The 17,093-nt window shown below is 72.9% G+C and carries 14 protein-coding genes and 2 pseudogenes; 10 read left to right on the forward strand and 6 right to left on the reverse strand.

Going from position 1 to position 17,093, the window contains the following annotated elements:
* Nucleotides 1–222 precede the first annotated feature (222 nt).
* Nucleotides 223–939 carry a DUF4190 domain-containing protein gene (locus tag BLW82_RS45395; protein WP_256215771.1) on the reverse strand — a complete coding sequence of 239 codons (717 nt, stop codon included), beginning with the start codon at nucleotides 937–939 and terminating at the stop codon, nucleotides 223–225.
* A gap of 50 nt (nucleotides 940–989) precedes the next feature.
* On the opposite strand from BLW82_RS45395, the pseudogene BLW82_RS12160 reads away from it, so the two are divergent.
* Together BLW82_RS12160 and BLW82_RS12165 are read left to right on the forward strand one after the other, a co-directional pair.
* Nucleotides 990–2,202: pseudogene (locus BLW82_RS12160) on the forward strand (adenosine deaminase).
* A gap of 22 nt (nucleotides 2,203–2,224) precedes the next feature.
* Nucleotides 2,225–2,902 carry a glycerophosphodiester phosphodiesterase gene (locus tag BLW82_RS12165; protein ID WP_093498804.1) on the forward strand — a complete coding sequence of 226 codons (678 nt, stop codon included), beginning with the start codon at nucleotides 2,225–2,227 and terminating at the stop codon, nucleotides 2,900–2,902.
* Nucleotides 2,903–3,011: 109 nt separating this feature from the next.
* Here BLW82_RS12165 and BLW82_RS44385 read toward each other — a convergent pair whose 3' ends face one another.
* Nucleotides 3,012–3,170, reverse strand: coding sequence for a hypothetical protein (locus tag BLW82_RS44385; protein WP_177232922.1), 159 nt, complete (start codon nucleotides 3,168–3,170; stop codon nucleotides 3,012–3,014).
* Nucleotides 3,171–3,706: 536 nt separating this feature from the next.
* On the opposite strand from BLW82_RS44385, the pseudogene BLW82_RS12175 reads away from it, so the two are divergent.
* The 4 genes and pseudogenes from BLW82_RS12175 to BLW82_RS12185 all read left to right on the forward strand — a co-directional run.
* Nucleotides 3,707–4,243, forward strand: a pseudogene (locus tag BLW82_RS12175) (serine hydrolase); the annotation flags it as partial.
* Nucleotides 4,244–4,382: 139 nt separating this feature from the next.
* Nucleotides 4,383–4,535 carry a hypothetical protein gene (locus tag BLW82_RS44390; RefSeq protein ID WP_177232764.1) on the forward strand — a complete coding sequence of 51 codons (153 nt, stop codon included), beginning with the start codon at nucleotides 4,383–4,385 and terminating at the stop codon, nucleotides 4,533–4,535.
* Nucleotides 4,536–4,575: 40 nt separating this feature from the next.
* Nucleotides 4,576–5,298 carry a LuxR C-terminal-related transcriptional regulator gene (locus BLW82_RS12180; protein WP_093498806.1) on the forward strand — a complete coding sequence of 241 codons (723 nt, stop codon included), beginning with the start codon at nucleotides 4,576–4,578 and terminating at the stop codon, nucleotides 5,296–5,298.
* Nucleotides 5,299–5,522: 224 nt separating this feature from the next.
* Nucleotides 5,523–7,226, forward strand: coding sequence for an NAD-dependent malic enzyme (locus tag BLW82_RS12185; protein ID WP_093498807.1), 1,704 nt, complete (start codon nucleotides 5,523–5,525; stop codon nucleotides 7,224–7,226).
* A 14-nt stretch (nucleotides 7,227–7,240) separates the two neighbouring features.
* On the opposite strand, the gene BLW82_RS12190 is transcribed toward BLW82_RS12185, so the two are convergent.
* Nucleotides 7,241–7,759, reverse strand: a complete 519-nt coding sequence (locus BLW82_RS12190) for a DUF3291 domain-containing protein (protein WP_093498808.1) — start codon at nucleotides 7,757–7,759, stop codon at nucleotides 7,241–7,243.
* A gap of 60 nt (nucleotides 7,760–7,819) precedes the next feature.
* Nucleotides 7,820–8,512 carry a helix-turn-helix transcriptional regulator gene (locus tag BLW82_RS12195; RefSeq protein WP_093498809.1) on the reverse strand — a complete coding sequence of 231 codons (693 nt, stop codon included), beginning with the start codon at nucleotides 8,510–8,512 and terminating at the stop codon, nucleotides 7,820–7,822.
* Between the two features lie 376 nt (nucleotides 8,513–8,888).
* Between BLW82_RS12195 and BLW82_RS12200 the strand changes: the two genes are divergently transcribed.
* From BLW82_RS12200 to BLW82_RS12220, 4 genes are all read left to right on the forward strand, one after another.
* Complete coding sequence (locus BLW82_RS12200) at nucleotides 8,889–9,776, forward strand: sugar phosphate isomerase/epimerase family protein (protein ID WP_093498810.1); 888 nt, start codon at nucleotides 8,889–8,891, stop codon at nucleotides 9,774–9,776.
* Between the two features lie 1,173 nt (nucleotides 9,777–10,949).
* Entirely contained in the window at nucleotides 10,950–12,743 is a 1,794-nt protein-coding gene (locus BLW82_RS12210) for an FAD-dependent oxidoreductase (protein WP_093498812.1), read from the forward strand.
* Between the two features lie 4 nt (nucleotides 12,744–12,747).
* The gene (locus tag BLW82_RS12215) at nucleotides 12,748–13,809 is read left to right on the forward strand and encodes a maleylacetate reductase (RefSeq protein WP_093498813.1); all 1,062 of its coding nucleotides are present in this window, start codon (nucleotides 12,748–12,750) and stop codon (nucleotides 13,807–13,809) included.
* Nucleotides 13,806–14,708 carry a dioxygenase family protein gene (locus BLW82_RS12220; RefSeq protein WP_093498814.1) on the forward strand — a complete coding sequence of 301 codons (903 nt, stop codon included), beginning with the start codon at nucleotides 13,806–13,808 and terminating at the stop codon, nucleotides 14,706–14,708. Before BLW82_RS12215 ends, BLW82_RS12220 begins: the two co-directional genes overlap by 4 nt.
* A 40-nt stretch (nucleotides 14,709–14,748) precedes the next feature.
* Here BLW82_RS12220 and BLW82_RS12225 read toward each other — a convergent pair whose 3' ends face one another.
* Together BLW82_RS12225 and BLW82_RS12230 are read right to left on the reverse strand one after the other, a co-directional pair.
* Entirely contained in the window at nucleotides 14,749–15,702 is a 954-nt protein-coding gene (locus tag BLW82_RS12225; RefSeq protein ID WP_093498815.1) for a helix-turn-helix transcriptional regulator, read from the reverse strand.
* A gap of 149 nt (nucleotides 15,703–15,851) precedes the next feature.
* Nucleotides 15,852–17,045: an ABC transporter substrate-binding protein gene (locus BLW82_RS12230; RefSeq protein WP_093498816.1), complete on the reverse strand. Its 1,194-nt coding sequence runs from the start codon at nucleotides 17,043–17,045 to the stop codon at nucleotides 15,852–15,854.
* Nucleotides 17,046–17,093: the final 48 nt, after the last annotated feature.

Here is a 17,093-nt window from a genome sequence, read left to right on the forward strand (position 1 = left end):
CCCAACCAACAGGACCAGCCCCACCTGCAAGGACGCGGGACTTCCGACCGACGGGACCAGCCCCACCTGAAGGGGCGCGAGACTTCCCAACCAACAGGACCAGCCCCACCTGCAAGGACGCGAGACTTCCCGACCGACGGGACCTCCCCCACCTGAAGGGGCGCGGGGAACTGCGCGACCAGCCCCCACCGGCCCGCACCCGAACAACGACGCACGCGGCCTCTACTGGCTGCCCCGGCTCCCCGCCACCACGATCAGCGTGACGAACGCGACGACCAGCACCAGCCCCGCCGACCCGCAGATGATCCCGGCCAGCGCCTGCCCACCGTTCGTCGCCTCCCCCCGCCGCACCCGCCTCCGGCCGATCGACCCGAACACGATCGCCAGCACGCCCATCACGAACGCGACGGGCGCCAGGCAGAACCCGATCGCGCTGATGATCCCGGTCACCATGGCGGCCGTACCCAGCCCGTTGTTCGGCATCGGCTGCATACCGGGCCACCCGCCGTACCCGCCGTACCCGCCGGGCCCCACCGGATACGACGGCAGCGCCTGGCCCGGATACGGGCCGGGATAGCCGTACGGGACCGGCCCCGGCCCGTTCGGGGCGATCGGCGGTGGCGGCACCGCCGCACTCTGCGGCTGCTGGGCCGCAGGCGGAGCGTAGGGGTTCGGCGGCGCGTTCGGGCCAGGCGCCGCGAACGGGTTCACCGGCGGGGCCGGGACCGTGCCGGACGGCGCGGCGAAGGCGTTGGCCCAGCCCTGCGGCGGCGCGTCGGCGGGGGCGGCCGGCCCCGGTACCGCCGCGACCGTCCGCTGGTCGTGAACCGAGGGCGGTGCCACCGGCGCCGCGGGCACCCCGGACCCGGCCGCCCCCTCCCCGGCGGCCTCCCCCTTGTCCAGCCGTATCTTCGAAGACTCCGGCACCTCGTCAGCCATCGTGCGACGTCCCCCTCCTCCTGCGCGCATGCCGCCGTCATGGTACGGCCCTGGCCCCGCCGGACCGCGGCCCGGCCCGTCCGGCCTACCATGACCCCCGAGTCACCGATCAGCCGATCACCGCGCAGGGCCCCACGGCCGTACCCCGCCGCAGGCGGCCCGCGCCGTTCCGGGGAGGAACCCTTGACCGACCGCCACACCGACCCCGCAGCGCCGCGCGACACGCACGACGTGCACGACGTGCACGCCTTCATCGCCGGACTGCCCAAGGCCGAACTGCACGTCCACCACGTCGGCTCCGCCTCCCCCCGCATCGTGTCGGAACTGGCCGCGCGGCACCCGGACTCCAAGGTCCCGACCGATCCCGAGGCCCTGGCCGACTACTTCACCTTCACGGACTTCGCCCACTTCATCGAGGTCTACCTGTCGGTGGTCAACCTGATCCGCACGCCCGAGGACGTACGGCTGCTCACCTACGAGGTGGCGCGTGACCTCGCCCGGCAGCAGGTGCGCTACGCCGAGCTGACGATCACCCCGTTCTCGTCGACCCGGCGCGGGATCGACGCGCGGGCCTTCATGGACGCGATCGAGGACGCGCGGAAGGCGGCCGAGGCCGAGTTCGGCACGGTGCTGCGCTGGTGCTTCGACATCCCCGGCGAGGCGGGCCTGGAGGCCGCCGAGGAGACGGCACGGCTGGCGACCGACGACCGGCTGCGCCCGGAGGGCCTGGTCTCGTTCGGTCTCGGCGGCCCCGAGATCGGCGTGCCGCGGCCGCAGTTCAAGCCGTACTTCGACCGGGCGATCGCGGCCGGTCTGCGCTCGGTCCCGCACGCGGGCGAGACCACCGGCCCCGGCACGGTCTGGGACGCGCTGACCCACCTGCGCGCCGAGCGCATCGGCCACGGCACCAGCTCCGCACAGGACCCGAAGCTCCTCGCCCACCTCGCCGAGCACCGTATCGCCCTCGAGGTGTGCCCGACCTCCAACATCGCCACCCGCGCGGTCCGCGCCCTCGAAGACCACCCGATCAAGGACTTCGTGGCCGCCGGTGTCCTGGTCACGGTCAACTCCGACGACCCGCCGATGTTCGGCACCGACCTCAACAACGAGTACGCGGTCGCCGCCCGTCTCCTCGGCCTCGACGAGCGCGGCCTCGCGGATCTCGCGAAGAACGCGGTGGAGGCGTCCTTCCTGGACCTGCCGGGCAAGGCGAGGATCGCGGCCGAGATCGACGCGTACACGAAGGCGTGGCTCGCCCCCTGACGTGGCCTGAGAGCATGGGCGCATGCAGACCGTGACCGCCGTGGCCCACCGCGGCGACCCCTACCGCATTCGCGAGAACACGCTCGACTCCCTGCGTTCCGCGCTCCACCGGGGCGCGGACGCGGTGGAGACCGACGTGCGGCTCACCCGTGACGGCGTTCCCGTCCTCCTGCACGACGCCACCCTCAAGCGGCTGTGGAAGCACGACCGCCCCCTGCACACCCTGTCGGCGGACGAGGTGCGCGGCCTCACCGCGGGCGGCGTCCCGACCCTGGCCGAGGCGCTGGCGGCGACGGAGGGCAGCCGGGTGATGCTCGACCTGCCCGGCGACCCGGGCGAGCGGGCGGTGACGCGGATCGTGGCCGTGGCCAGGGAGTGCGACGCTACCGACCGCGTGTACTACACGGGCGACGCCGTCACGATGCTGGCGGTCCGGGCGGCCGACCCGTCCGCCGAGATCGCCCTGACCCGCAAGACCCTGGCGCCGGTCCGCCCCGCACTGCTGGACGTGATCCGCCCCCGGTACCTGAACTACCGCTTCACCCTGCTCGACCATGCCCTGGTCGAACACGTCCACCGCACCGGCCACCTGGTCTCCTGCTGGACCCCGAACACCCGCCGCTCACTGCGCCGCCTGCTGGACATCGGCGTCGACTCGATCACGACCAACAGGGTGGACGTACTCGACGCCCTTCGCTGAAGGCACCCCCTGCTGAGGGCCTCCTGACGGTCGCTGGGCGGGATCGCCCCCCGCGGAGGCCCGTACACCACGTCCTTCTCCACCGCATCCCACGACGACGGGAAGACGCTCACCCCGTATTGGGCCCCCGTCCGTTCACCGTGAACGTCACGCCGCCGTCGACGTAGTAGTACTCGTTCCGCCACATCTGCTGAGCACCGACCGGCAGCACGGCGTACCCGGTCGAGGAGCTTCCCGTCCCCGTCGCGGACGTGTCCGTCGTACTCACCCGGCCGTCTATGCGCCGCACTCGCCCCCTCCACGACGCGACACGGAAGATCTTCCTCCTCCCAGCCCGGTCCAGGACGGCACGACCAGGCCAGGAAGAGGAAGGGGACGGCGAGGGAGTGGACTCCGGCGCCCGCGGTACCGCACGGGGGATGCGCCGGGCCTGCCGCTTGCGCCGGAGGGAGTCGGCCGGCCGTCCCAGTGGGCGGTCAGCTCGTGCAGTACGGGGCAGGCCCCGTCCTGCGCGCGCATGATGCCCCGCGAGGTCTCCAGCCGTTCCTTCGTCCGCTGCACGCGGACGGCGCACCACGGAGACATCAGGTGCCGGTCCTCGGCGTCCAGCCGACGCACGGGCGCCGCGACTTCCCACCACCGCCCCCCCCAACTGGAGACGCAGTGCGCTGAGTTCGGTGAACTCGGCGGCGCCGCCGGGACCGCCTCGTCCAGTTTCCGGTCCGGTCCGCGGCCTGTGCGGCGAGTGCGCCCTTCCTGCGGGCCGTGGCCGCGATCACCCGGTCCTCGCCGAGCAGGCGTTGCATCCGCCGCACGGGAGGCAGGACCCCCTTCCCTCGCCGCTGCCGGCTGGTGCTGCGGCCCGCCGGGATGCGGGACACCTACTTCCCGGGCACCGACCCGCGCATCCGGGGCCCGCACAACCACGGCTACCAGAAGGTGACGAAGGCCGACGGGACGACGGCGTTCGTGGACGTCACCGAGTGGAACCAGGCGGACCGGTTCGCGGCCGGGGACATGATCTCCACCACCGCCGACCTGGAGCGGCTGCTCACCGCCCTCTTCCGGGGGCGCATCGTGCCGCCGGGACCGCAGCTGGAGGAGATGTTCACGGTCCCCGCGGGCATCGAGGGCGCCACCTACAGCGCCGGGCTGCAGCGCTTCGCGTACGAGGGCCGGGTGTACTGGGTCAAGTCGGGTGCCCGGTACGGCTACAGCGCGGTCGTCGCCGGGACCCGGGACCTGAGCCGGACCCTCGTCTACTCCGTCGGCGCCACCGACGCGAAGGGCGAGGACACCAACCCGGTCGCCCAGCGGATCGCGCTGGCCGCGCTCGGGTAGGCGGGGCCGGGGTGCCCTCCACCGCGGTGAGTACGGCGCTCTGGTACCCCGGAACCACTCCCCGGCCGAAGATTCCCCCGGGGTCCCAGGGTCCGCGGGGCGGCAGCTGGACCGGCGGCACCCCTGGCTGCTCGACACCGTGCTGGTGCTGTTCATGGCGCCGGTCTGCCTGCCCGGCCTGCTGAAGATCGGGGCGCGCGACCGGATCCAGGCCGTGATCACGGCGTACGACGCCGGACTGGTCCGCGCCGAGCAGCGGCGCCCTCTCCCGGTGCGGCGACTCCAGGCGTAGCATGTGAACGAAACAGTTTCGTTCATGGGACGGACCTCGCATGGAGAAGACAGGCACGGTCTCCGTACTCGTCGTCAACGACCAATCCCTCCAGCGCCTCGCCCTGCGCATGCTCCTCGCCGCCGAGCCCGGCCTGACGGTGGTCGGGGAGGCGGCGGACGGGGACGAGGCGATCCGTGCCAGCGCGGCGCTCCGCCCCGACGTCGTCCTCATGGACAGCCAGGCGTCGGACGCCATCGACACCATCCGGCGCATCGCCCACCCCGCCGCCCGGACCCGCACCCCCTCCGCCGGTTTCACCGGCGAGGCCGCGGCCGGTTCCCGCGTCCCGCGAATCCTGATGCTGACCGCGGCCGAGCAGGAGGCGGACGCCCGGGCGGCCCTGCGGGCGGGCGCCGGCGGCTTCCTGCTCAACGACGCGGACCCGGCCGAACTGACCGCCGCCGTCCGGGTGGTGGCCGCCGGCGACGCCGTCATCACGCCCGGTCTGACCCGCGCACTCATCGACGCCGTACGCCAGCAGCACACCGTCCGCCCCCTCCCCCGCACCTCGGGGCTCGGCGCCCTCACCGGACGCGAGCGCGACGTCCTGATCGCGGTCGCCTCCGGCTGGACCAACGCCGAGATCGCGCAGTGGCTGTCGATCGCCCCGACCACCGTGAAGACCCACGTCAGCAACGTCCTCGCGAAGATCGGCGCCCGCGCCCGGGTGCAGGCGGTGACCTTCGCCTACGAGTCGGGGCTGATCCGGCCGGCGGCCTGAGCGGCAGCGCTCCAAAGGGGCGCTGCCGGCGGAACGCTCAGAAGCCCTCCCCGCCCACCGCCCTGCGGAACGCATCCGGCCGGTCGTGCTCCAGTCGGCCGTGTCCGGGGGCGTCCGTCGCGCCCCCCCAGAAGCGGCTCGGAGCGGCCCGGAGCGGCCCGGAGCGACTCGGCACGTCCCGCACGCGATGCTGGAAGCCTGACGGAAACGGCAAGGAGCCGATCATGACGACCCAGTGGAACGCCGGCGAGGGCCACATCGAGACCACCGCCCGCGGCCGTGCCGTGCTCTCCCAGCCCCAGCTCAACCGGGGCACCGCCTTCACCCCCGAGGAGCGCCGTGCGCTGGGCCTCGTGGGCCTGGTGCCCCCGGCGGTGCTGACCCTGGAGCAGCAGGCCGCGCGGGCGTACCAGCAGTACGCGGCACAGCCCACCGACCTGGCCAAGAACGTCAACCTCACCGCGCTGCACGACCGCAACCAGGTGCTCTTCTACCGCCTGCTCAGCGACCACCTCGACGAGATGCTGCCCATCGTCTACACCCCGACCGTCGGCAAGGCGATCCAGCGCTACAGCAACGAGTACCGGCGCCCGGCCGGCGTCTACCTGTCGGTGGACGCCCCGGAGGAGATCGAGGGCGCGCTCACCGCCGCCGGACTGGGCCCGGACGACGTGGACCTGATCGTCGCCACGGACGGCGAGGCGATCCTCGGCATCGGCGACTGGGGGGTGGGCGGCATCGACATCTCGGTGGGCAAGCTCGCCGTCTACACGGCCGCCGCCGGCATCGACCCGAACCGCACCCTCGCGGTCATGCTGGACGTCGGCACCAACCGCCAGGAACTCCTCGACAACCCGCTCTACCTCGGCAACCGGCACCCGCGCGTGGACCGGGAGACGTACGACGCCTTCATCGACGCCTACGTCAGCACCGCCCGCCGGCTCTTCCCGCACGCCCTGCTGCACTGGGAGGACTTCGGTCCCGCCAACGCCCGCCGCATCCTGGAGCGTTACCGCCCGACCGAGTTCACCTTCAACGACGACGTGCAGGGCACCGGTGCCGTCAACCTCGCCGCCGTGCTCTCCGGGGTGAAGGCCAGCGGGATCCCGCTGCGCGACCACCGGGTGGTGATCTTCGGCGCGGGCACCGCCGGCATCGGCATCGCCGACCAGCTGCGGGACGCCATGGCCGCCGACGGCCTGACCGCCCAGGAGGCCACCGCCCGCATCTTCGGCGTCGACCGGTACGGCCTGCTCACCGAGGACCAGCGGGACCTGCGCGACTTCCAGGTCCGCTACGCCCGTCCGGCCGCCGAGGTCGCCGGCTGGCAGCGGGACGAGAAGGTGGGCGGCATCCCACTGGCCGAGGTCGTGGCGCGGGTCCGGCCGACGGTCCTGATCGGCACCTCCGGCCAGGGCGGCTCCTTCACCGAGGAGATCGTCCGCACGATGGCCGCCCACGCCGAGCGGCCGATCATCCTGCCGATGTCCAACCCGACGGACCTGGCCGAGGCGGTCCCGGCCGACCTGCTGGCCTGGACCGACGGCCGCGCCCTGATCGCCACCGGCAGTCCGTTCCCCCCGGTCGAGCGGGACGGGGTCCGGTACCTGATCGGACAGGCCAACAACGCGCTGGTCTTCCCGGGCCTCGGGCTCGGCGCGATCGTCGCCCGGGCCACCCGGGTCACCGACGGCATGCTGGTCGCCGCCGCGCACGCCGTCGCCGGGCAGACGGACGCCGACGGCCCCGGCGCGCCGATCCTGCCCCTCACCGACCAGCTGCGCGAGACCTCGGTCGCGGTCGCCGTGGCGGTGGCCCGTGCCGCGGCCGCCGACGGGGTGGCCGGCACGACCGTCGACGACTCCGTCGAGCAGCGGGTCAGGGCCGCCATGTGGCAGCCGGCGTACCCGCCCGTCAAGGCCGTCTGACCCGCCCGCGTCCCTCAGCCGAGCCCGGCGGGGGCGGTGCGGACGTCCGCCGCCGGGCGCGGTGCGAGACCGGCCTCCTGCGCGGAGTAGGCGGAGGCGAAGGTGAAGGCGCGCGCCGAGGGTCCGTGTGCGCGCAGGTCGGCCAGCCGTTCCAGGGCCTCGCCGGTGGTCGGGAGGTGACCGGCGGGGACCCACCAGAGCACCAGATGCGCCTCGACGTGCCGCTGGAACCATTCGCGCCGGCGCCGCATGACGTCCAGGTGCGCACTGCGGTAGGTGAAGCCCCACAGCGCCTCCTGGGTCTCCCACACCGTCAGGTTGACGATGACGTCCTCGCCCGCCGGGCGCAGCGCGGTGGCGTCGGCCGCCCCGTCCTCCACGAGCCGCCACACGAAGCCGGGCGCGTTGTCGGCAGCGGCGTTCACCGTGTCGAGCATGCCGACGAACGGCGCCATGCGCGGGTCGTCGAGGGGGAAACGGAGCGTGGCGACATTCAGTTGGGCGACGTGGGCTGCGTACGCGGATGCGGTCATGGCCTCATACCAGCACGCACCCCCTTCTATGTCAATCAGTGTTGTTTTTAGAATCAGTTGTCAGGCTTCCCCGTCGGCGGGTTCGGCGGCACGTTCCACCACCACGCAGCACTCGCCCGGCCGCGCGGCCATGCGGGCCCGGACGGGACCGTCGGTGCCGAGCAGCCCCTCCAGCAGTGCGAGGTTCATCCCGCAGACGAGCGGCGGGAAGCGTTCGGCGACGGCGTGGAAGGGGCAGTTGCGCATCCGGACGACGGCCGCGTCCCCCGCGCTCCCCTCGCCTTCGGCTCCTTCCAGGTGTGGTTCGTAACCTCGGGCCGCAAGCACCTCGATGGCTTCTTCGAGGCCGCCGCAGGGGGCCGCCGAGCCGCGCAGGACCTCGCCGCGGCGACGCGCGGCCGCACAGAGCCCGGCGTCCAGCCCCGCCTGCTCGGCGGCTTCGGCGAGCAGTTCGGCGGCGGTGCGGTAGTCGCGGGCGGGCAGTGACACCGCCCGCTCCTCCGGGGACCGCGTGTACACCTTGGCCGGGCGGCCCGCGCCCGGCCCCGAGCGCCCGGTCAGCCGCCGGCTGCCGGTGTCGAGCAGTCCGGCCTCGGCCAGCCGGTCCAGGTGGTGCGCGGCGAGCGTGCGCGCCACCCCGGTCGCCTCGGCGGCCTCGTTGCGGCCGACCTCGCGGCCCTGCGCGGCCACGTACTCGTACAGTCGGCGCCGCACCGGATCCTGCAACGCCGCGATCGCCTCGATGTCGTTCACTCGTCCATTCTAGGAACAACGCAGGTTGGATATAGAACGGCCGCGGCCGGACCGGGGCGGACGAGGCCAGCCGCTGCCGGCCCGCCGACGACACCGCCCAACCGCCGACTCCGGCTCACGCGAGGACGGGCACACGCCACGCCCCCCAACGCGAGGACGGGCCACGCCGCGGCGGCCGGCGCGATGACGGGCAATTGACGGCCCCGATGACGGCCAATTGAGGGATTCGAGGGCTTCACCAATCCCCTTCGCGACCCTAGCGTTGCGACCACCAGAACGGTCTGGCCTCGGGCACGACCGTGCCCGACGCGCCGATCGGTCTCGTGCCCGCGGCGTCGCCGGCAGCCCCCAACCGGCACCACCGAAAGGCCACGGCATGACCATCCCGCAGCTGAACCGGATCGCCGGTGCTCCCATCTCCTGGGGCGTGTGCGAAGTGCCCGGCTGGGGCTACCAGCTGACGCCCGAGCGGGTGCTGCGGGAGATGCGCGAGGTCGGCCTGGCCGCCACCGAGTTCGGCCCGGACGGCTTCCTGCCCGCCGCCCCCGACGCCATGGCCCGCGTCCTGGCCGACCACGACCTGCACGCCGTCGGCGGCTTCACCCCGCTCCTCCTGCACGTCCCCGGCCACGACCCGCTCCCCGAGGCGGAACAGCTCCTGGCGAACTACGCCGCCTCCGACGCCGAGGTCCTCGTCCTCTCCGCGATCACCGGCCAGGACGGCTACGACTCCCGCCCCGACCTCGACGCCGACGGCTGGAAGCTGCTCCTCTCCAACCTCGACCGGCTCACCGCGCTGGCCGCCGAGCGCGGGGTGCGTGCGGTCCTGCACCCGCACGTCGGCACGATGATCGAGAACGGCGACGAGGTCCGCCGCGTCCTGGAGGACTCGTCGATCTCCCTCTGCCTGGACACCGGCCACCTCCTCATCGGCGGCACCGACCCGGCCGAACTCACCCGGCAGGCCCCCGAGCGCATCGCCCACACCCACATGAAGGACGTGGACGCCGCCCTCGCCGCCAAGGTGCAGTCCGGCCGCCTCACCTACACCGACGCCGTGCGCGCGGGCATGTACCGCCCGCTGGGCTCCGGCGACGTCGATGTCGAGGCCATCGTCGGGCACCTCGCGGGCCGCGGCTACGACGGCTGGTACGTCCTCGAACAGGACACCATCCTCACCGCGGAGCCCAAGGAGAAGGGCCCGGTCGAGGACGTGTGGGCCAGCGCCGAACACCTGCGTGCGGTACTGCGGGCCGTCGCGTAGCGGTATCCGGCCGCGCAGCCGGCGCAAGCGGTGGCTCCCGGTGAATCCCGGTGGAGACCGGGGACGAGGGACGCCGAGGCACAAGGACACCGAGGATCTGGTGGCCACCTGCCGGACCACGGCGGGCGACGCCGACCCGGCCGGCGCCGGCCGACGCGGTCCGCTGGGCCCGCGCGAGCGGGCCGAAGCCGCGAGCGCGGCCGGGTTCGGGGGTTCGTCCTGCTGCACGCGAACCTGCTGGTCGCCGAGCGCGCGCACGGGCTCGCGGGCATCAGGTCGATCTTCGAGGACAACGGCCTCGTGCACATCGAACCGTCGGCCCTGGCCCACCGTCCCGGCGCGACCCCAGAGGGGCCGTCGGTCAGCCGGTGACGGGGGCGACCTCGACGCTGTCGCTGTCGGGAGCCCATGACGAGGAGTTCGAGAACTTCAGGGTGTTGGCGCCGGCTTGAGGCTGACGGTGGTCGGCAGTGTCCAGTAGTCCTTCCAGCTGTAGGTGTCGCGGAAGGAAGGTCAGCGTGGTGGCGGTGCCGCCGTCGACCGACAGCTGGGCGGTGCGGGACTCGATGTTGGCGTGGTAACTGTCCGATCCCGCACAGTCGTTCCGGGCGTCTGCGCCTTGGCCGCGCCGGCCGGCGTGGCGTTCTCCGCCTCGCACCTGGTGACGCCGGTGGTGTCACCGGCGCCGTCCACCTTCAGGGCTCGGAGGGTCGGCGCGCTGCCGCTGTTCGGGGCGCCGGCGATCCGGTTGACGCCCGCACCGCGCCGTCGGAAACCCGGCGGCCAAGTCCGTGCTCGACAGGGCATCGGGACATGGCGGGCCGCTCCCTCGGCCTCCACCGGCTCCACCCTGCTCGGCGGCCGGAGCGACCGGATGCGCAGGGCGCACGTGCTCGGCTTCCACGCCCGCAGCGGACGGCTGCCGGGGCCGAGCGGATACGGGACACGTACCGACGCGACGCGACCGGTGCGTACGACCAGGTCACCCTCGCCGCAGCCGACGGGCGTCGCCGGACCGGGCCGCGGTCCGCGCTGCGAGGGGTCGCGGATCTTCCCGGATCCGCCATGTCTTGCGGTTTCCGCCGAGAACGCGGGCGACTGCTGTCAGCGGGTGTCATCGGCCGCACAGTGAATCCACCGGCGACGAGGCCGGACGGACGAAAGGTGCCCAGGATGCCGGAATTCAACGACGGGACCGCGGAGACCGAACTCCCGGCCGGTCCGGTCATGACCACGGACGTCGTGGTCGTGGGATCCGGACCGGCGGGCGCCGCGGCGGCCTTGGCGCTCTCCACGCTCGGCGTGGACAACATCATGATCACCAAGTACCGCTGGACGGCGAACACCCCGCGCGCCCACATCACCAACCAGCGCGCCATGGAGGTCTTCCGCGACCTCGGCATCGAGGACCAGGTGCTCGCCGACGCCACGGACCACGACCTCGTCGGCGACACGGTGTTCTGCACCAGCATCGCCGGGGAGGAGATCGGCCGGATCCACACCTGGGGCACCCGCCCGGACCGCGAGGCCGACTACCGGCTCTCCTCGCCCTGTCTCACCGTCGACATCCCGCAGACCTACCTGGAGCCGATCCTGGTCCGCAACGCCGCCAAGCGCGGCACCCAGGTGCGGTTCTCCACGGAGTACCTCTCCCACACCCAGGACGAGGACGGCGTCACCGTCGACGTCCTCGACCGGCTGACCGGGAAGGCGTACCTGATCCGCGCGAAGTACCTGATCGGCGCCGACGGCGCCCGCTCCATGGTCGCCGCCGACATCGGTCTGCCGTTCGAGGGGGCGATGGACATCGCCGGCTCGATGAACATCACCTTCAAGGCCGACATCAGCCGCTACGTCTCCCACCGGCCCTCGGTCCTGTACTGGGTGATCCAGCCCGGCTCGAACGTCGGCGGGATCGGCGCGGGGCTTGTCCGGATGGTCCGCCCGTGGAACGAGTGGCTGATCGTGTGGGGCTACGACATCAACGAGGAACCGCCGCAGGTCGACGAGGCGGCGGCGGTCCAGATCGTCCGCAACCTCCTCGGCATGCCGGACCTCGACGTCGAGATCACCGGCACCAGCCTGTGGGGCAACAACGAGATGTACGCCACCCTCCTGCACAGCGGCCGGGTGTTCTGCGCGGGCGACGCCGTCCACCGGCACCCGCCGAGCAACGGCCTCGGCTCCAACACCTCGGTGCAGGACGCCTACAACCTCGCCTGGAAGCTGGCCGCCGTCCTCAAGGGCCAGGCGGGTCCCTCGCTGCTCGACACCTACTCCGCCGAGCGGGCGCCGGTCGCCGAGCGGATCGTGAAGCGGGCCAACAGGTCGAGCCGGGAGTTCGTCGACATCTTCAAGGCCCTCGGTGTCCTCGACGCCACGACGGAGGCCGAGATGACGGCCGCGATCGAGGAACGCAAGGCCAACACCCCAGCGGGCGCCGCCAAACGGGCCGCGCTGGTGCGGGCGATGGACCTGAAGAACTACGAGTTCAACGCGCACGGCGTCGAACTCGGCCAGTTCTACGCCTCCTCGGCGATCCTCTCCGACGGCAGCACGCCGCCCGTCCCGTCGCGCGACCCCGACCTCTACTACGAGATGTCCACGGTGCCGGGCTCGCATCTGCCGCACGCCTGGGTCGGGGACAGCGCGCACCGCAAGGCGCTGATGGACCTGGCGCCGTACGACCGCTGGACGCTCATCACCGGCGTCGCGGGCGAGGCGTGGGAGGCCGCGGCCGAGAAGGTCGGCCAGGAACTCGGGGTGCCGCTGGCCACGGTCGTCATCGGCCCGGGCCGCGAGGTCACCGACCTCTACTACGACTGGGCCAAGCTGCGCGAGGTCGAGGAGAGCGGGGTGTTGCTGGTCCGCCCGGACAAGCACATAGCCTGGCGCGCCATGACCCTGCCGGACGACCCGGCGGGCCGGCTGCGCGACGCTCTGGCCGCCGTACTGGGAAGGGCCTGATCCGGTGCGCTTCGACCACGAGACCCTGCCGCAGCGCGTCCGGTTCGCGTCCGGCGCGGCGGCCGCCGGCCTGGCCGCCGAAGTGGAACTCCTCGGCGGCCTGCGGCCGATGGTGATCGCCGACCCGGCCGCGCGGGCCGTCGCCCGCGAGATCGCGGCCGGGCTGCCCGTCGCGCACTGGCACGACCGGGACGGCGATGTCGTCATGCACGTCCCGGTCGCGGTGGCCGAACGGGCCCGTGCGGCGGCGGCGGAACACGACGTGGACGTCCTGGTCGCCGTCGGTGGCGGCTCGACGACCGGTCTGGCCAAGGCGGTCGCCCTGACCTCCGGCATCCCGGTGGTCGCGGTGCCGACCACCTACGCCGGCTCCGAGGCCACCGCGGTCTGGGGCCTGACCGCGGACGCCCGCAAGACGACCGGTACCGACCCTCGGGTGCTGCCCCGCGCCGTCGTCTACGACGCCGCCCTCACCCTCTCCCTGCCGGTCGGCATGAGCGTGGCCTCGGGGCTCAACGCCCTCGCGCACTGCGTCGACTCGATGTGGGCGCCCCGCACCGACCCGATCGACCAGGCCCTCGCGGCCGAGGGCGTCCGTGCCCTGCGCACCGGGCTGCCGCTGATCGTCAAGGAGCCGGCGGGGCTGGACGGCCGGGAGCGGGCGCTGTACGGCGCGTACCTCTCCGCGACCGCCTTCGCGTCCGCCGGTTCCGGGCTCCACCACAAGATCTGCCATGTCCTCGGCGGCATGTTCGACCTGCCGCACGCCCAGACCCACGCCGTCGTCCTCCCCCACGTCCTCGCCTTCAACGCACCGCACGCCCCCGAGGCCGAGCGACGCCTGGCGGCGGCCTTCGACGCGCCGACGGCGACCACCGGACTGGCGCTGCTGTACGACGAGTTGGACCCGCCCCGCGCCCTACGTGACCTCGGTATGCCCGAGGACGGCATCACCCCGGCGGCGGAGGCGATCGTCGCCGCCGCCCCGCCCGACAACCCGCGGGCCGTCGCGCTCGAACCGGTCCTCCGGCTGGTGCGCGCGGCCTGGGAAGGAGCACGGCCATGACCGACCAGACCCAGGCCGCCGTCCCCGCCGAGCAGCAGGCGCGGGAGGCCGAGATCACCCGGCAGGTCCTCGACTCCTTCCGCGACTGCGCCGATCCCCGGCTCAAGGAGGTCATGGAGTCCCTGGTACGCCATCTGCACGCGTTCGTGCGGGAGGTGCGGCTGACCGAGGACGAGTGGCACAAGGGGATCGAGTTCCTCACCCGGTCCGGGCACATCACCGACGACCGGCGCCAGGAGTTCATCCTCCTCTCGGACGTGCTCGGCGCCTCCATGCAGACCGTCGCCGTCAACAACCAGGCGTACGGCGACGCCACCGAGGCCACCGTCTTCGGCCCCTTCTTCGTCGAGGACAACCCGGAGATCGAGAACGGCGGGGACATCGCGGCCGGCGCCGCCGGCGAACCCTGCTGGGTGGAGGGAACCGTCGCCGACAGCACCGGCAAGCCCGTCCCCGGTGCCCGCATCGAGGTGTGGGAGGCGGACGAGGACGGCTTCTACGACACGCAGTACGGCGACGACCGTACGGCGGCCCGTGCCCACCTGTTCACCGGGGCGGACGGCGGCTACCGCTTCTGGGGCCTGACCCCGACCCCGTACCCGATCCCCCACGACGGTCCGGTGGGCGAACTGCTGGCGGCGACCGGGCGCTCACCGATGCGGGCCTCCCATCTGCACTTCATGGTCAGTGCGCCCGGCCTGCGCACCCTGGTCACGCACATCTTCGTGAAGGGCGACGAACTCCTGGACCACGACGCGGTGTTCGGTGTGAAGGAGTCGCTGGTCAAGGAGTTCCGTCGGCAGCGGCCGGACACCCCGGCGCCCGACGGGCGGGACCTGGGAGGGCGCGCCTGGTCCCGGGTCGAGTTCGACATCGTGCTCGCACCGGACGGCGCCTGACCCACCCGGGCGGCCAGCACGTCCGGCACCTCCCAGGACGTCAGCCGTCCGCCTCGGCCGCCCGGGCCTCCCGCAGCACATCGGTGGCCCGCACCCCGTACCGCTCCTTGAACCGGTGCGAGAAGCGGGCCGCCGAACCGAAGCCGCAGCGCGCGGCCACCTCGGCGACGGTCAGGTTCCCGCCCCCGGCCAGCAGCGCCCGCGCCCCCTCCAGCCGGCGTGCCAGCAGGAACTGCGGGACGGTCGTCCCGCCGGCCGCGAACACCCGCGACAGGTGCCGCTCGCTGATCCCGGTGCCCTTGGCGATCCGGGCCGCGGTGAGCCCGCTGTCGCCCAGATGCTCCTCGGCGTAGGCCTTGGCCATCGCCAGGTGGACGGCGGAGAGCGCGGCCGGACGGCCGGTCACCACACCGGCGAGCAGCTCGAGCAGGGTGTCCTCGTCGACCGGCCGGAACCTCTGCGGGTTCACGGCGCGGCCGGCCAGCCGCGCCAGAGTCCTGGCCTGCAGGTCGCCGGTGCCGAAGTCGAACAGGCGGGGGCGGGCCACCGGATCCGGCCCGGCGACCTCCCGCCACACCTGCCGCGGCACCTTGACGGCCAGTTCCTCGAGGCCCTGGGAGAAGCCGCGCATGAAGGGCCGGTCCGCGTCGCACACGATCAGCTGGCCCGGCCGGACCACCTGTACGCCGTCGTCGTGGTAGAAAAAGGCCTCCCCGACCAGCGTCAGATAGCAGGCGATGGCCTCGGACGGCAGCTGCCGGACGACCGCGCGGGTGCGTTCGACGACGTGGGGATTCCCCGTCACCCGGGCCACATGCACCCTGGGCAGCTGCAGGTTGATCTCCGTCGCCTCCAGGACCTCGTCGTCGAGCGAACGGCAGCGCAGGCCGATCAACGCGGTCGCATTGTGGTCCTCCCACAGCGCCACACGCTGGGCCTCGGGCAGCCCCGCCGTGCTGAAACGCACGGGCCCCGACACCATGCCGGTCGTCATCTCCCCAGAGTATTCCCTCGGTGCCAAAAGCCGGAGGCCCGCGCCTCGCCCTCCTCCGGTCCCCGGGCTCGGCGCCGGGTGACGCAGGCCGGTCCGGGCCGCCGACGAGACATCTCTCCGGGCGGCCGGGGCACCGCCCCGCCCCCCCCCTACAACCCCACGATCTTGTTCCACCGCTTGGCGAACTCCACCCGTTCCGTCGACGTGATGTCCCGGGCGATCGCGAGTCGCTCGCGCATCGCCGTGTTGGGGAAGATCAGGGGGTTGTCGGCGAGGGCCGCGGTGTCCTTGTCCTTGGAGTCGGCGAGGACCTGCTGGGCCGCCGGGACCGGGCAGACGTAGTTGACCCAGGCGGCCAGCTCTGCGGCGACCTCCGGCTGGTAGTAGTGGTCGACGAGACGCTCCGCGTTGACCTTGTGGTCGGCGCGGTCCGGGATCATCAGGGAGTCGGACCAGAGCTCCGCCCCCTCCTCGGGGACGACGAAGCGGATGTCGGGGTTGTCGGCCTGGAGCTGGATGACGTCGCCCGAGTAGGCCTGGCAGGCCAGGACGTCGCCGCTGACCAGGTCCTTCGTGTAGTCGTTGCCGGTGAAGCGGCGGATCTGGCCGCGGTCCACCTCCCGCTGCACCTCGTCGCAGACGGCGTAGAAGTCGTCGGCCGTCCACTTGGTGATGTCCACGCCGTTGCCCTGCATGAGCAGCGCGAAGGCCTCGTCGAGGCCGGAGAGCAGGGTCACCCGGCCCTTGAGGTCGCTCGCCCACAGGTCCTTGACGTGCCGGATCTCGCGGCCCAGCTTCCTGCGGTTGTACGCGATGCCGGTGATGCCCGACTGCCACGGCACGGTGTAGAGGCGGCCGGGGTCGAAGGCGGGCGAGCGGAGCAGCGGGTCCAGGTACTTCGCCACGTTCGGCTGGTGGGCGCGGTCCATCTTCTGGACCCAGCCCAGGCGGACGAACCGCGCGCACATCCAGTCGCTGATGACGATGAGGTCGCGGCCGGTGGACTGGTGGTTCATCAGCGCGGGACTGATCTTGCCGAAGAACTCGTCGTTGTCGTTGATCTCCTCGATGTAGTCGACGGAGATCCCGCTGCTCTTCTCGAAGGCGTCGAGGGTGGGCCGCTTGTTCGGGTTGCCGTCGTCGACGTCGATGTACAGCGGCCAGTTCGCGAAGACCAGCTTGTGGTCCGCGGCGGACACGTCGGTCACGGCGCGGTCGCCGGCCTTGACGTAGGCGGCGGGCACCCCGCAGCCCGCCAGCGCGCCGAGCGCGGCGGTGCCGCCGAGCGCGCGCAGCAGGGAGCGACGGGAGAGCGCGGGCGTCTGGGAGGAGGTCTGGGGCACGCCCGAAGCATGTCGCGCCCGCGTCTCACCGGGCAATCGACGCTGCGT

This window comes from Streptomyces sp. Ag109_O5-10, assembly GCF_900105755.1.
Lineage (GTDB): Bacteria > Actinomycetota > Actinomycetes > Streptomycetales > Streptomycetaceae > Streptomyces.